The sequence below is a fragment of the Bradyrhizobium sp. SZCCHNRI20481 genome (genome assembly GCF_032485055.1).
GTDB lineage: Bacteria > Pseudomonadota > Alphaproteobacteria > Rhizobiales > Xanthobacteraceae > Bradyrhizobium.
The window spans coordinates 197,574-211,540 of sequence record NZ_JAUEUE010000015.1; the positions used below are offsets into that span (position 1 = coordinate 197,574).

The following is a 13,967-nucleotide window of genomic DNA, read 5'->3' on the forward strand; positions in this document are numbered from 1 at the left end:
TTTCATGACGCGGCGGCCAGCCGAGATGTCGCGCGGGTGCAAGCGATGCGGTGCCGGCGCTGCCCTGCTGCCGACGAATGTGGGTATGGGGATATGCTGCGTTGGCATGACCAGATACTCGAACCGCTTCTAGAGCCGCCATCGCGCGTCAGATTCGGAGCGCCTCGTCCCAAATGCAACTGCATATGATGGGTTTTGCCGAGCGCCCGAATGGTTCAGCAAAATCGCAGGTTGAAGAACCGGATCGAAAAGAAGCTGCAGTATGAGGCCCGGGCGAGTGTGGTGCGCCGGAACCCCGGCTCGCTTAATCGTGATCTTGTGATCGGCGCCTGTGTTTGCGCATCTTCCCGCCAAGGGCTTGTCGCGCGCGCTCACGACTCCTAAACGAGCCGATGAAGAAGTGAAGGCCGGGATACCGCGACCATATCGCACCCGGGCTTCAGCCAGAACAACCAGCCCATTGCGCAATGACCCTCCTCTCCCGGATCTCCGTCCAAAACGATGTACGATCGGCGCGGCTGGCCGGCATCGGCCTGATGCTGCTGTCGATTTCGATGTTCTCGTTCGGCGATGCCTTGGGCAAGTTCCTGGTGTCGACCTATGCCGTCGGCCAACTGCTGTGGCTGCGCGCCTGTGCGGCGCTGCTGCTGCTCGCGCCGTTCATCTGGCGCAACCGAGCCGCCTTTCTGCAGCTCGAGCGTCCTTGGCTACAGCTGGTGCGCGTGATCCTGTCGACGCTCGAGGTCGCGGCGTTCTTTCTCGCCACCGTCTATCTGCCGCTTGCCGACGTCATCACCTACTATCTCGCAGGTCCCATCTTCGTCACCGCGCTGTCTGCGCTGGTGCTGCGCGAGCATGTCGGCTGGCGACGCTGGACCGCGATCCTGATCGGCTTCTGCGGCGTGCTGATCGCGCTGCGGCCCTCGGCGCAGACCTTCAGCCTGCCGGCGCTGATCGCGCTCGGCGGCAGTCTGTCGTTCGCGGTGCTGATGCTGATCACGCGCAGCCTGCGCGCAACGCCGGACATCGTGATGGCGTCGTCGCAATTCGTCGGGACCTTCCTGCTCGGCGCGGCGATGTCCTCGTTCGGCTGGGTGACGCCGACGCCCGGCAGCCTGGTGATGTTCGCGGCCGCCGGCATCATCTCGGTGACCGCGCTGTTCTGCGTCAACCGCTCGCTGAAGCTCGCGCCGGCCTCAGTGGTCGTGCCCTATCAGTACACGATGATCGTCTGGGCCGTGCTGTTCGGCTTCGTCGTGTTCGGCGACGTGCCGCATCCCGCGACGATCGTCGGCGCCACCATCATCATCGGCGCGGGGCTGTACATCTACTTGCGGGAACGAAGCCTGGGGCAGGGACAGGGTGCGGTGAATCCGCCGGCCTGAGGTGCCACCCTCCCCTGGAGGGGGAGGGTGGCCCGGCCTAGTTCCGCCGTCCCGCATTGGCCCAGGCCTTCAGCGAGGACCAGACGCCGCGGGTGAGGCGGAAGGCGTCGACCGGGGCGGAGGAGCCGAGCACCTCGAAGCGGTGCAGCTCGACGCCGGTCCATTGGAAGCCGCACTTTTCCAGGATGTTGCGCGAGGCTGGGTTGCTGACGCGGGCGTGCCCGATCAGCAAATTGTCCTCGCTCGTCTCGAAGAAATGGTCGATTGCGGCGCGCGCGGCTTCGGTGCCGAAGCCGCGGCCCCAATGCGCAACGCCCAGCCAGTAGCCGAGCTCGGCGCGGCCCGTTGCTGGTCGATTGATCCCGACCATGCCGATCGGCGTGTCCAGATGCTCGATCAGGAAGACGGTCTCACCCGTCTGTTCCAGCGCGCGAACGAAGCGAGCGGCATCGACCTCTGAATACGGGTGCGGCAGGCGGCGGGTGTTCTCGGCGATAACACGGTCGTCGGCGAGCCGGGCGATGGCAGTCACGTCCGCGAGCACCGGCGCACGCAGCGTCAGCCGGGGGGTCTCGAGGACGCAAGGTCTCGCCTCGCGCAAGGTGGGAGTCGTGATGTCCTGCAGCATGTCGGGCTCCATCGACGCTTCGGGATCAACTGATCAGCGAAAAAGAAAAGGGGAGGCCGGTTGTCCCGCCTCCCCTGGAGCCATCTGGCGCTCCGCCGGTTCATCAGGACCCGGCGGACGCATGTTGTTCCACCGTTATTCTATTCGGCAGCCTGGGCGGCTACCGGCCGCACCGAAATGAACGTGCGGTTGGCCCGGTCATGGAACTCGACGACGCCCTCGATCTTGGCGAACAGGGTGTGGTCCGTGCCCATGCCGACGTTGAGGCCGGGGTGCCAGGTCGTGCCGCGCTGACGCGCAATGATGTTGCCGGGAATCACGCGCTCGCCGCCGAACGCCTTGATGCCGAGGCGCTTGCCCTTGGAGTCGCGTCCGTTGCGGGATGAACCGCCTGCCTTTTTATGAGCCATCGCTCGTCTCCGATCTCGCGATCACCTTTAGCGCGATTCCGCCAAGGGATCATTCACATTTGCTGGGCGCGGACGAAAAATCCGCGCGATGAGGGTTCAAGCCAATGCGGCGCGGCAATCGCGCCGGCATGCTTACTCGGCGGCGTCGGCCGCCGGGGCTTCCGCCTTGGCCTTCTTCGGCCGCGGGCCCTTGGTCGGCTTGGCGTTGCCGGTCAGGATTTCGCTGACGCGGATCAGCGTCAGCTCGTCCCGGTAGCCGCGCTTGCGGCGCGAATTCTTGCGGCGGCGCTTCTTGAACGCGATGACCTTGGGGCCGCGCTTGTGGTCGAGCACCTCGACGGCCACGGACGCACCGGCCACGGCGGGCACGCCCAGCACCGGGGTGTCGCCACCGACCACCAGCACTTCGTTCAGCTGCACGATCGTACCGGGCTCACCGTCGATCTTGCCAATCTCGAGCACATCATCCGGGGCGACGCGGTATTGCTTGCCGCCGGTCTTGATGACTGCGAACATCGTTCTCATCCTTCGTGTTCGATCCCGGCCTCGAAGCACCATGGCCCCGGGTCGGCTTCTTGTTCAGTCGTTATGGTTCATGAAGTCCGGCCCGATCGGGACCGGCGTCGCGCCCTTGGGCTCAACACCCGCCGGATACGCGCAACGACAAACGGCGCGAGAACACCCGCGCCGGTCGATCGGGTGCTTATAGCCGGGTCGGCTGACGAGTCAAGGGAAAGGGGCGAATAGGGAGTAGCGAGTAGGGAACGCAGGTGGCGACCAACCTCGACCCCTATTCGCTACTCCCGATTTGCCATTCGCCCTCCCGCCGCAACCAAACTGTCGCCTGCGCCGTTGTCCGGGCCAACGCACAGCACGGCAGGGATCCGATGGCCGACGACATCATGACCACCACGGGCATCGCCCGCCACGGCGCGGCGCGGCTGCCGTCGGTCGAGATCGACAGCTTCAACATCGAACTCAAGGACGAGGATGGCTTCCTCGGCGATCGCGCCTCCAAGGGCGCGTTCCGCAAGATCCTCGAGCGCTGGCGCAAGCCGTTGCGCAAATCCGACAAGGACCCGTTCGGTGACGAGGACAGCGACACCATCAGCAAGAAGGCGCTGGACGCAATCTTGGTCGGCGACGACACCGAGGCTTCGGCGGTGGTGCACTCCGCGATCGAGGAGTTCGCCCAGGAGCTCGCTTATGTGACCCGGCGCTTCCTGCGCACCAAGGCCTGGGCCAAGACCGAGTGCATCGTGGTCGGCGGCGGCTTTCGGGATTCCCGGCTCGGCGAGCTCGCCATCGCGCGCACCGCGATCATCCTCAAGGACGAGGGCTTCGGCGTCGAGTTGGAGCCGATCCGCTACCATCCCGACGATGCCGGGCTGATCGGCGCGCTGCATCTGGCGCCGTCGTGGATCTTCGAGGCCCATGACAGCATCCTCGCGGTCGACATCGGCGGCACCAACATCCGCTGTGGCGTCGTCGAGACCGCCCGGAAGAAGGCGCCGGACCTGTCCAAGGCGTCGGTCTGGAAGTCCGATCTGTGGCGCCATGCCGACGACGAGCCGACGCGGGAAGGCGCCGTCAAGCGGCTCACCAAGATGCTGAAGGGCCTAATCGAGGAGGCCGATACCGAGGGGCTCAGGCTCGCGCCGTTCATCGGCATTGCCTGTCCCGGCGTGATCAGCGAGGACGGCTCGATCGAGAAGGGTGCGCAGAACCTGCCGGGCAATTGGGAGAGCAGCAAGTTCAACCTTCCGGCCATCCTGGTCGAGGCGATCCCGATGATCGGCGATCACGACACCGCGGTGCTGATGCACAATGACGGCGTCGTCCAGGGCCTGTCCGAGGTGCCGTTCATGCAGGAGTTCGAGCGCTGGGGCGTGCTGACCATCGGCACCGGGCTGGGTAATGCCCGCTTCACCAACCGTCGCAAGGAGAACGGTCGCAAGGACAAGGATGACAAGTCGAAGGACGAGAAGGGCGACGACAAGAAGGCGGCCAAGAAGAAGAAGGATTGAGCGTCGGCGCGGCCGCACCACCATGTCTCTCGGCGGCCCGGAGGGAGCGATGCTGCGTTGCAGCGGGGTGCCTCCCCGGTCCAAGACGTGCGGAAAACCGCCGTGCAACCAATCGGATGGCCTGAAACCCGGTAACCTTGACTGGTTAGGTTAAGGAACGGTTCACATTGCGATGCACGCGCAGATGGCCCAGGGTCGCCGGCGTCGCTCAGGCCGGCCGGATTGACCCCCGTCTCTTCCGTCGGTTTCCCCAAGATGTAGCGACACGGGACCGCCGGTATGTGTCAGCGTACGGCGGTCCCACCCTCTTGCTTGTCCTTTCCGACCTCCGCCAGCCATCGTGGCCTGCAACGACCAAAAAATCCTCGGCATGATACCAGTCCGTATTTACAAACCGTCTAGTCGGTTTATAAGAGGGCATCCCAAATGGGGTGGGATTTTGACGGCGCGCTCGCGCCCCCACGGAGTATGAGCAGATGACGATCAGAGGCGCGAGATCTTGGCTGGCCGCCCTGGCGGTGACCGCGCTGGCCTGCGGCGGGGCGCAGGCGGCGGATCTGCCGGCGACCGCGTACAAGGCGCCGGCTTATGCGGCTGCGCCGGCGCCGTTCTCCTGGACCGGCTTCTATGCCGGCGCCAATGTCGGCGGTGCCTTCACCGGCAATGATGGGTTCGCCAATACTGCGAGCGGCAATGACGGCAAGCTGTCCGGGGTCATTGGCGGTCTGCAGGCCGGCTACAACTACCAGCTCTCGCCGCTCGTCGTGGTCGGCATCGAGAACGACCTCGGCTTCACCGGCCTGTCGCGCAAGGGCGACCTGGTCAATCCCGCCATCAGTGCGCCCTGGCTGACCTCCGGCCGCGCCCGCGCCGGCGTCACGCTGCTCGACCAACGGCTGTTTCTGTACGGCACTGCGGGCCTCGCGGCCGGCGAGCTGAAGGACGGTCCGATCCACAAGGTGAAGATCGGATGGACCGCGGGCGGCGGTGCCGAATGGGCGTTCCTGCCGAAATGGTCGGCCAAGCTCGAATATCTCTACACCGACCTCAAGCACGACGGTCTGCCGGACTGGCGGGCAGCCAAGATCCACACGGTGCGGGCCGGCGTGAACTACCATTTCGACCTGTTCCGCTGACCGGAGCGCACCAGCATCTACGGTGTTCGAAGGGCCCACGCGTCAGTCTCGGGCCTTTGGGACGCGCGGGTCGGGCGGTATAGCCGACCGACCCGCGCGAGCGGTTCGCTTCCCCGAGCGGACCGCAACCGGCCTGCGCGCGCCGCGCGACGGTCCGGGGAAAAATTCGGCCGGCTGCCTTGTCACCCCCTGCATCGTGCCCTAGAACGACGCCCGACCCGGGGGCTCGCCCCTGATTTGCGCCTGGAGAGGTGGCAGAGTGGTTGAATGCACCGCACTCGAAATGCGGCATAGGTGCAAGCCTATCGGGGGTTCGAATCCCTCCCTCTCCGCCAGTTCCCCCGTCCGCCACCTCCCAGCGGGGCTTCATATGAGCCGTGATCGGTGAGCCAGACGTTCGATCCTGCCGCCTCCGATCCTGTTGCGCTCGACAAGCTGAAATCCCGCATTCAGGCTTTGCGCGCGAAGACAATCGCCAATGGCTGCACCGAGGACGAGGCGCTGTCCGCGGCCGCCAAGGTCGCCGAGCTGCTCGATCGCCACGACCTGTCGCTGTCGGACCTCGAGCTGCGGGCGTCGGCGTGCGAGCGCAAGGTCTACGAGACCCATCGCAAGAAGCGCATTCCGCTCGACGACTGCATCGGCGCGATCGCGCATTTCTGCGATTGCCGGGTCTGGCGCGAGAAGAATCCGGCCGGCGAAGCGAGCTATGTGTTCTTCGGTCTCCCCGCGGATGTCGAGGTTGCGCACTACCTGGCGGAATTGATCGACAACGCCGTGCGCGCCGAACTCGGTCGCTTCAAGACCTCGGCCGAGTACCGCCGGTTCCGGCACCAGGACCGGCATCTCGCCAACGCCTCCTTCGCGCTCGGCATGGTGGTGTCGATCGCCGACCGACTGGTGGCGATGAAGGCGGCCCGGGACCAGGTCAACCAGAGCAGCGGTCGCGGCCTGGTCGTGCTCAAGACCTCGGTGGTCGATGCCGAATTCGACAAGCTCGATCTGAAGCTGCGCTCGGCCCGTAGTAGGAGCCGGATGGTGTCGACGACGGCCTATGAAGCTGGAGGTGCCGCGGGCACCACGCTCGCGATCAGTCCGGGCGTCAGCGGAGCGCCGCAACGTAATGGACCGAAAGGGAACTGAACTCAGTCCCTAACGGTCGTTGCCGTTATCGCTGGCATGTCCGACCCGATCGGCCGCTGATGGCATTAGCAGGCCACCAGCGTTGGCTGCAGCAATCGTCGGTAGCGCATGCCCTCAGCTCTTCGCGCCCGGCCCCTTCAACGCATTCCAGGCCGCCTGGTTGGCCTGGTCGAACGCCTTGCGGGATTCGTTCAGGGCGGCGCTGAACACCGACCAGGATTCGCTGCCGGTCTGCTTCAGCTTCTCGAGATGGGCGCCGGCCTCCGCCGCGTCGGATTTGAGCTGCTTCAGCACGGCGTCGAGATCGGTGGTGCCGACCGTCGTCACCTTGGCCGCCGCCTCGCGAAACCTGTCGGCCGACTCCCGCCACGCCTTTGCCTGCGCGGCGGCGATGTCCTTGAAGGTCGCCTGCTGCTGCGCGGCCTGCTTGCCGGCGGCGTCGAAATAGGCCTTCATCTGCGCCTCGAATCCGGCCCAGTGCGCGTCCAGCTCGGTCTTCGCGCTGGCCATCGCGGCTTCGCCGGCTTCGGCTTGCGTCTTGAGCAGGGCCTCGAGATCGCCACGGCGCTTCTTCAGGTCCGCCATGATCTCCTGCGCCTTGGCCTTCGATGCCGCTTCGGCCTCGGTCGCCTTGATTTCGAGCGAAGCCAGCGCGGCATCCATCTCGTGGAGGCGCTCCCTGGCCCAGTTCAGGTAGACCTGCATCGTGCTCTGTGCCGGCATGGCCGCTCTCCTCTGATCCATCCTGCGGCAAGCCATATAGAAACGGCGTCGTATAGTTTTGACATGCATCAAGGCCCCGGGGTGCCGGGCATCACGTTCGCGTGCAGGGCGGCAGTGCGCCCCGCATGGCGGACCGCCATGGCCGGTGCTAGTCATATGGTTCGAATATGATCGCACGAGGCGCGTCGAGATGACCGGTGACGAATTTCGTACGCTCGCTTTGTCGCTCGCCGGAACGACCGAGGCGCCTCACTTCGATCGCACTGCGTTCAAGCTGCACCGGACATTTGCGACCCTGGCCGCTGATGGCGCATCCGCCAACGTCCTGCTCACGCCCGACGAGCAGGAACACTATGCCGTCCTGCAGCCCGGCGTGTTTCGCCGGGTCCCGAACAAATGGGGTGATCAGGGCTGGACCACCGTGTCGCTGGCCGATGTCGACGCCGCTTGCCTGCGCCCCGTGCTCGAGAGCGCGTGGCGCGCCGCGCATCGTGCGCAGGGGTCACGCGGCCGCAACAGGCGCTGAGCCGCCCCCGCAACGAAATTCGCAGGCGGCGAAAGGGTTCTCACACCCTCCGCCCGACCATCAGCAGGATGCCGCCGATCTGCGGCAGCAGCGCCAGCAGGATCAGGCGGAGCATGATGAAGTCCTCGGCGGAGGGCTTGACCACGCCGCGCGACACCCAGGCCACCAACTTGATCGCGGCCTCGGTTTGCGGATCGGCGGTCTGGCTGACCGTGGACATCGCCGCGTCCAGCGCCAGCCGGCGCTCGGCGACGGCGGCCTCGCGCTCCCGACAGAACTTGCCGACGCCGCCCTTGCACTCGCGGTCGCGCGCAGTCATTGCATCCGCAAGCGCCGTCTGTGCGGCCTGCACCGCGGGCGTGACCCGGGAGGCGCGCGCCAAGGTGACGTCGCTGATGTTGGTCGAGGCGAAGCCGATGCCGGCGGTGACCGCGAACACGAAGGTCATCAGCCACACCGTCCAGCCGGTCAGGGCCGAGGCGCGATGGCGCCCCTGCCATAGCCGCGCGGCGCAGGTCGGCATCACCAGCGCGACGAGGTCGGCGGTGACCCCGACCGCGAGAAACATCCAGCCGGCCGTGCTGTTCGAGCCGAGCGAATGCGCGAACCAGCCGTTCATCGCCATGCCGACCGCGGCGAGCGCCAGCGCGGCGAGTTGCAGCAGGATCGACGAGGCGGTGAGGCGTCCGCGTGCGACCTTGGCCGGAGTGACCGGCGCGGCGGCCGGAACGACCTCGCCCTCGATCACCGCGGGCGTTTCCCGTGGTGTCATTGTCGTCGGCGCGGTTGCTGCGGGGATCGCCGCGGCGGCCGCGCTCGCGGCGGCCTCCGTCCGTGCCGGCTCGGCCGCCGCCCGGCTCTTCGCCGGCTCGTTCACGAACTCCAGGAAGTCCGGCATGATCAGCGTCTCGGAGGCCAGCATCTCGTCGTCCAGCGCCGCCGTCTTGGCCTTCTCCGCCTTGTCGGCTCGGGGACGCGGACGCGGCTTGACCACCTTTGCCCGCTTCGGACGCGGCTTGGCCGTCTTTGGCTGCTGCCAGGGAATGATGGATGCGACTACGGACTCATCAGCCATCGGGGCTGCTCCAATCGGTGGTGATGGGCGCGACGCTGCGTTTGCACGCAGCGCGTCTCGCGCCGGCATCGGGTGCACGTTTGATCGGGAATCGAGCAGCGGCCCGCCTCGAAGCGGGCTTTCGTTGTTGCGGCCGGGCTGGCGTCGCGCGAAGAAATCGTTGGCGTCTCACGCGCCCTGATCCGCCGATGATGCGGAGGGCTTGCGGTCACAAGCGCCACGTAATGAGGCGGCGCCCGGAAGGTTCTGGTCCGCGCGGGGCCGGGCCGGTCAGCCGTGCGCCCAACACCCTTGTTCTTAACCAATGGTTAACACGGATTCGCCGGTTTCGAAACGGTGCCAGGTCCTCGTTCACATATCGGATGATCGCCAACCGAGAACTGCGTCTTTGCGGTCACAACCGCAAGTGACGCCCTTCTTGTTCAATGGGCGAACGCGCGGGTGCCTCGGCCTCGCGGCGCGCTATGGTAGGACCTCGAATGTGGAGCTCCGTCGTCGTCTCATGCAATGTCCCTGCGGCTCAGGCTTTCCCTACGATCGTTGTTGCGGTCGCTATCTCCAAGGTGATGATCGCCCGCCGACGGCCGAAGCTCTGATGCGCTCGCGCTATACGGCCTATACGCGCGGCGACATCGGCTACATCGAATCGACGCTCGCCGCCGACCGTCGCAGCGCGTTCGATGCCGCCGCGGCGAGAACCTGGGCGACGCGCGCGACATGGCTCGGCCTGCGTATCGTCTCGTCGGTCCGCGGCCAGCCCGGCGACGCCGACGGCGTCGTCAGCTTCGTCGCAACCTATCGCGAGGCCGGCAAGACCATCGAGCACCACGAGGTCTCACAGTTTCGCCGCGACGACGACGGCGCCTGGCGCTTCGTCGAGGGTGACGCGCGAGCCGTCGTCACTCAGCCGAAGCGGGCGGCCGCCACCGCGAAGGTCGGCCGCAATGATCCATGCCCGTGCGGTAGCGGCAAGAAATACAAATTCTGCTGCGGACGGTGAGCGCAGCTGTTGATAGGAGGGGGCGCGACTGCGGGCTCGTCAGGTGCTTCCGTGCCCCGCGAAGGCAGGCGCGCGGGCGCTCAAGCCGTTGGTGCCGGCGCCAACCTGGCAACGACGGTCCAGCGTCACCGGTCTTCCCGCGCCCGCTTAGTTGCGAGCGCGAATGAGATGCAAAGATCGGAGGTATGCGGCGCGAACGATCGCGGCGGCCTCAATGTGGCTGGCCGATGTCTGCTCGTTTCCGTCGCGCGTCAGAGCGGGGGCGCCACGATGCCAACAGAGCGCAGGACTTCTCTGCCGCCGCCTTGACTCCGCCCAACCGGGCTGGCCTAGAAGGACGTAGTTCCTAACAGGGGTGGTATCAGGTGGCGGAGTTGGACGAAGAGGTCCGGCAGGACGAACGCGAGCGGTCGCAGGTTGCCGCAACCCTGTCGTCGGCAACGAAGGCGCTGTCACCGCGCAAGGCGGCCATCCTCGACCATGCCAACGATTTCGCCGATGCGCGCGCCGGCTGGCGCGACAAGGCGGCGTTCTTTCACAGCGAGGACGCGTGCTATCTGCGCTTCCTGATCCCGCCGGGCAGTCGCGTGCTCGAGATCGGCTGCGGCCTCGGCGACACCCTGGCATCGCTCGCGCCGTCCTACGGCGTCGGCATCGACTTCAGCGAAAAGCAGATCAAGATCGCCCGCAGCCGGCATCCTGAGCTGACCTTCATTCTGGGCGACGCGGAGGATCCGGCCACGCTCGCCGCCGCCACCGGCCCGTTCGACGTCATTCTGGTGCTCGACACCATCGGTTCGCTCGACGACTGCCAGCAGTTCATCGAGCAGTTGCACCCCTTGTGCACGCGCGAGACGCGCCTCGTCATCGGCTACTTCTCGCACCTCTGGTATCCGCTGCTGAAGGCTGCGGAGGCACTGGGCCTGCGGATGCCGCAGCCGGAGCAGAACGTGCTGTCGCCGGCCGACCTGCGCAATCTCGCGCAGCTTGCCGATTTCGATCCGGTGAAATCCGAGCAGCGCGTGCTGTCGCCGCTGCGGCTCTACGGCCTCGGCCGCTTCGCCAACCGCTTCCTCAGCGTGCTCCCGATTCTGCGCGCCTTGTCGCTGCGGCACTATCTGGTGTCGCGCTCGCTCCGCTGCGTGAGCGACGACGTCCGCTCGGCGACCGTCGTGATCCCCGCGCGCAACGAGCGCGGCAACATCGAGCCCGCGGTGCAGCGCATCGCCGCGTTCTGCCCGGACATCGAGATCATCTTCATCGAGGGCCACAGCAGGGACGGCACCTATGAGGAGATGGAGCGGGTGCGCCAGGCGTTCCCGGACCACGACATCAAGCTGATGCGGCAGCCCGGCAAGGGCAAGGCCGACGCGGTGTTCACGGCCTTCGACGCGGCACGCGGCGACGTGCTGATGATTCTGGACGCCGACCTCACCATGCCGCCGGAGCAGTTGCCGAAGTTCTTCGAGGCGCTGCGCTCGGGCAAGGGCGAGTTCATCAACGGCTCGCGCCTGGTCTATCCGATGGACGAGGGCGCGATGCGCTTCCTCAACCTCATCGCCAACAAGACCTTCTCCTATCTGTTCTCGTGGCTCTTGAACCAGCGCTACACCGATACGCTCTGCGGCACCAAGGTGCTCCGCCGCAGCGACTATGTCAGGCTCAAGGCCGGTAAGGCCTATTTCGGCGATTTCGATCCGTTCGGCGATTTCGACCTGATCTTCGGCGCCTCCAAGCTGAACCTGAAATCGATCGACCTGCCGATCCGCTACGCCGCGCGCAGCTATGGCGAGACCCAGATCTCCCGCTTCCGCCACGGCTGGATGCTGCTCAAGATGGTCGTGTTCGCGTTCTTCAAGATCAAGGCGATCTGAGGATGACGGGAGTTCGCGGTGTCCAGCCTCAGAGGAGGCTGCGCCGATCGTTCGCCAATCGACCTACGTCGTCAAGGCCGGGCTTGACCCGGCCTCCCACGCCTTCTTTCGCCGAGGAAGGACGACGTGGATGCGCGGGACAAGCCCGCGCATGACGAAGAAAACGATTACGAAAACATCGAATCCGCCTCGTGACGCCTTCGATCGCCTGACGCGCTTCGGCTGGCACGGCGGCGTCGCGGTCGCGCTGCTGCTGTCGCTCGTGTCGTTCCTGGCCGTCGGCTATTTCACCGTCTATTGGCGCAATGCCGACATGGACTTCATGGTGATCTACAACGCGCTCGCGATCAACGATGGCGGCGCGCAGGCCTTCTTCGATCACCCGGCCTATCTCACCATCCTGTCGGTCGAGACCTGGTTCGCGTTGCTGCATCGGCTCGGCCTGCTCGACGCCTGGACATTGTCGGCGATCCCCGCCGATCACGCTGCCTTCGATGTCGCGATGACCGGCGCCGTCCATGCCGGACGCGTCGCCGCGCTGCTGACGGCGGCGGGCCTCATCCTGGCCTTTGCCTGGCTGGCGCGCCGGCTGGTGTCCGATTGGCGCATCGCCATGCTCGCCGTCACGGCCTTCGTATTTTCCGGCGGCGTGCAGATGCATCTGCGCATCCTGCGCAGCGAGATGATGGCGGCGTCGTTCTGCATTCTCGCGCTGATGATCCTGATCGTGGCGGCGCGCCGCGCCAGCCTCGCGCGTCCGCTTGCGATCGGGCTCGCCGCCACGCTCTGCACGCTCGGTCTGGAGAACAAGGTCCATGCGATCCTGTTGATCGCCGCGATCCCCGTGCTGGTGCTGCCGTTCGGCACGGCGACGAGCCGAAGCGTTGCGTTCTGGCAATCGCCGCGCGCCTGGGCGGCCGTGCTGGTCGCCGGGATCGCTGCGCTGCTCGCCATGAGCGCTGCCTGGCCCCTGATCGTCGCCGGCTTCGATCCTGTCAACGCAACGGCTGCCGGCCTCAAACCCATGCTGTTGGGCCGCTTCGGCGTCTATCAGCTCGCGCTGCTCGGCCTGATCGCGGCCTGCATGGTCGTCTTCGCGTGGCTGTGGCGCGTGAGCGCGGCCGAAACTGTTGCGGCGCTACTGGCGATGGTCGCCGGCGCCGCCATCGGCCTGCTCGCGCTGGATCTGAGCTACGACGTCAACGATGTCGTCGTCGTGCTCAATCCGCTGGAGAAGATGATCACCTTTGTCGACGCGCCAGATGCCGCCGGTAGCCTGAGCGGTGCGATCGGGCTGTTGTTGTCCGGGCTGTTCGGGGTCATCAGGCGCTACACCTTCGTGCTGCAAACATCGGCGCGGCCCACGGTGTTCCTGACCTGGCTGATCATCCCCGGCATCGTCATGGCCTGGCGCCGCGGTGAGAGGCAGGCCGCTATCCAGGCCATTCTCCTGATGCTCGCTGCTATCGGCATCGATACGCTCGGTGTCCGCCGCGGGCTGAAGGTCGAGTACTTCGTCTTCACCGATCCCCTGATCATCATTGCCGGCATGGTCCTGCTCGATCATCTGGCGGACCTGCGCTTCTCCCGCTTCGCCTATCCGATCGGCGCGGCGCTGCTCGCGCTCCATGTCGGCATCAGCCAGGCCGAGCCGGTCAAGATGGCGCTCAAGCGCAGGGGGCCTGAGGAGGTCTGCGCGTGGAGCGGCCACTACATGCCACGGATGGCGCTGCCCTGGTGCGCGCCGCCGAACAGCCCGCCGAGGACGTGACGGCCGACGCTCAGGAGCGTCAAGACAATCCTGAGCGCACCCTGCGGCGTGGCTTGACCGGCGCAAAGATCGCCGCGAGATCCGCGCCGTCGGGCGCCGGGCACTCGTCGAGCCGCAGCCGGCCCTCGACATGCAGGAAGTGCTCGCGCGACACCGCGATCGCGCGCATCAGGTCGCGGTCGCGTAGCGCCGCGACGATCGCGCCGTGCTCGTCGACCGCGCAGATCGACTGCGCCGCCGGCTCGTACACCGACACCATCACCGAGGAG

13 protein-coding genes, 1 tRNA gene and 1 pseudogene are annotated in these 13,967 nt (G+C 66.3%); 9 read left to right on the forward strand and 6 right to left on the reverse strand.

What is annotated here, in order from left to right:
- Window positions 1–467 precede the first annotated feature (467 nt).
- Window positions 468–1,385: a DMT family transporter gene (locus QX132_RS24350; RefSeq protein ID WP_315757166.1), complete on the forward strand. Its 918-nt coding sequence runs from the start codon at window positions 468–470 to the stop codon at window positions 1,383–1,385.
- A 37-nt stretch (window positions 1,386–1,422) separates the two neighbouring features.
- Here the strand turns inward: QX132_RS24350 and QX132_RS24355 are convergent, their stop codons facing one another.
- The 3 genes from QX132_RS24355 to rplU all read right to left on the reverse strand — a co-directional run bounded on the left by QX132_RS24355 (window position 1,423) and on the right by rplU (window position 2,939).
- Complete coding sequence (locus tag QX132_RS24355; RefSeq protein WP_316163075.1) at window positions 1,423–2,013, reverse strand: GNAT family N-acetyltransferase; 591 nt, start codon at window positions 2,011–2,013, stop codon at window positions 1,423–1,425.
- A 140-nt stretch (window positions 2,014–2,153) separates the two neighbouring features.
- Window positions 2,154–2,423: a 50S ribosomal protein L27 gene (rpmA, locus tag QX132_RS24360; protein ID WP_008961804.1), complete on the reverse strand. Its 270-nt coding sequence runs from the start codon at window positions 2,421–2,423 to the stop codon at window positions 2,154–2,156.
- Between the two features lie 132 nt (window positions 2,424–2,555).
- Complete coding sequence (gene rplU / locus QX132_RS24365; RefSeq protein WP_315757168.1) at window positions 2,556–2,939, reverse strand: 50S ribosomal protein L21; 384 nt, start codon at window positions 2,937–2,939, stop codon at window positions 2,556–2,558.
- Window positions 2,940–3,310: 371 nt separating this feature from the next.
- Here rplU and QX132_RS24370 point away from each other — a divergent pair, with 371 nt between their 5' ends.
- The 4 genes from QX132_RS24370 to QX132_RS24385 all read left to right on the forward strand — a co-directional run bounded on the left by QX132_RS24370 (window position 3,311) and on the right by QX132_RS24385 (window position 6,729).
- Complete coding sequence (locus QX132_RS24370; RefSeq protein WP_316163076.1) at window positions 3,311–4,450, forward strand: ROK family protein; 1,140 nt, start codon at window positions 3,311–3,313, stop codon at window positions 4,448–4,450.
- 476 nt (window positions 4,451–4,926) lie between these two features.
- Window positions 4,927–5,586 carry an outer membrane protein gene (locus QX132_RS24375; RefSeq protein ID WP_316163077.1) on the forward strand — a complete coding sequence of 220 codons (660 nt, stop codon included), beginning with the start codon at window positions 4,927–4,929 and terminating at the stop codon, window positions 5,584–5,586.
- A 245-nt stretch (window positions 5,587–5,831) separates the two neighbouring features.
- Window positions 5,832–5,921: transfer RNA gene (locus QX132_RS24380), tRNA-Ser, on the forward strand.
- Window positions 5,922–5,970: 49 nt separating this feature from the next.
- The gene (locus QX132_RS24385) at window positions 5,971–6,729 is read left to right on the forward strand and encodes a DUF2786 domain-containing protein (protein ID WP_316163078.1); all 759 of its coding nucleotides are present in this window, start codon (window positions 5,971–5,973) and stop codon (window positions 6,727–6,729) included.
- Between the two features lie 114 nt (window positions 6,730–6,843).
- Here QX132_RS24385 and QX132_RS24390 read toward each other — a convergent pair whose 3' ends face one another.
- Window positions 6,844–7,452: a hypothetical protein gene (locus tag QX132_RS24390; RefSeq protein ID WP_315777267.1), complete on the reverse strand. Its 609-nt coding sequence runs from the start codon at window positions 7,450–7,452 to the stop codon at window positions 6,844–6,846.
- 190 nt (window positions 7,453–7,642) lie between these two features.
- Between QX132_RS24390 and QX132_RS24395 the strand changes: the two genes are divergently transcribed.
- Entirely contained in the window at window positions 7,643–7,978 is a 336-nt protein-coding gene (locus tag QX132_RS24395) for an MmcQ/YjbR family DNA-binding protein (RefSeq protein WP_316163079.1), read from the forward strand.
- A 40-nt stretch (window positions 7,979–8,018) separates the two neighbouring features.
- Here the strand turns inward: QX132_RS24395 and QX132_RS24400 are convergent, their stop codons facing one another.
- A complete protein-coding gene (locus tag QX132_RS24400; protein ID WP_315777265.1) occupies window positions 8,019–9,053 on the reverse strand; it encodes a hypothetical protein in 1,035 nt (344 codons plus the stop codon).
- Window positions 9,054–9,555: 502 nt separating this feature from the next.
- Between QX132_RS24400 and QX132_RS24405 the strand changes: the two genes are divergently transcribed.
- The 3 genes from QX132_RS24405 to QX132_RS24415 all read left to right on the forward strand — a co-directional run bounded on the left by QX132_RS24405 (window position 9,556) and on the right by QX132_RS24415 (window position 13,698).
- Complete coding sequence (locus QX132_RS24405) at window positions 9,556–10,053, forward strand: YchJ family protein (protein ID WP_315770675.1); 498 nt, start codon at window positions 9,556–9,558, stop codon at window positions 10,051–10,053.
- 365 nt (window positions 10,054–10,418) lie between these two features.
- The gene (locus QX132_RS24410) at window positions 10,419–11,927 is read left to right on the forward strand and encodes a bifunctional class I SAM-dependent methyltransferase/glycosyltransferase family 2 protein (RefSeq protein WP_316163080.1); all 1,509 of its coding nucleotides are present in this window, start codon (window positions 10,419–10,421) and stop codon (window positions 11,925–11,927) included.
- 151 nt (window positions 11,928–12,078) lie between these two features.
- Window positions 12,079–13,698 carry a hypothetical protein gene (locus QX132_RS24415; RefSeq protein WP_316163081.1) on the forward strand — a complete coding sequence of 540 codons (1,620 nt, stop codon included), beginning with the start codon at window positions 12,079–12,081 and terminating at the stop codon, window positions 13,696–13,698.
- 19 nt (window positions 13,699–13,717) lie between these two features.
- On the opposite strand, the pseudogene QX132_RS24420 reads toward QX132_RS24415, so the two are convergent.
- Window positions 13,718–13,967 (reverse strand): annotated as a pseudogene (locus QX132_RS24420) (GntR family transcriptional regulator); the annotation flags it as partial.

Coding starts and splice junctions, on each gene's coding strand:
- QX132_RS24350 (WP_315757166.1), top strand. CDS start 468: ATGACCCTCCTCTCCCGGATCTCCGTCCAAAACGATGTACGATCGGCG.
- QX132_RS24355 (WP_316163075.1), bottom strand. CDS start 2,013: ATGCTGCAGGACATCACGACTCCCACCTTGCGCGAGGCGAGACCTTGC.
- rpmA (WP_008961804.1), bottom strand. CDS start 2,423: ATGGCTCATAAAAAGGCAGGCGGTTCATCCCGCAACGGACGCGACTCC.
- rplU (WP_315757168.1), bottom strand. CDS start 2,939: ATGTTCGCAGTCATCAAGACCGGCGGCAAGCAATACCGCGTCGCCCCG.
- QX132_RS24370 (WP_316163076.1), top strand. CDS start 3,311: ATGGCCGACGACATCATGACCACCACGGGCATCGCCCGCCACGGCGCG.
- QX132_RS24375 (WP_316163077.1), top strand. CDS start 4,927: ATGACGATCAGAGGCGCGAGATCTTGGCTGGCCGCCCTGGCGGTGACC.
- QX132_RS24390 (WP_315777267.1), bottom strand. CDS start 7,452: ATGCCGGCACAGAGCACGATGCAGGTCTACCTGAACTGGGCCAGGGAG.
- QX132_RS24395 (WP_316163079.1), top strand. CDS start 7,643: ATGACCGGTGACGAATTTCGTACGCTCGCTTTGTCGCTCGCCGGAACG.
- QX132_RS24400 (WP_315777265.1), bottom strand. CDS start 9,053: ATGGCTGATGAGTCCGTAGTCGCATCCATCATTCCCTGGCAGCAGCCA.
- QX132_RS24405 (WP_315770675.1), top strand. CDS start 9,556: ATGCAATGTCCCTGCGGCTCAGGCTTTCCCTACGATCGTTGTTGCGGT.
- QX132_RS24415 (WP_316163081.1), top strand. CDS start 12,079: ATGACGAAGAAAACGATTACGAAAACATCGAATCCGCCTCGTGACGCC.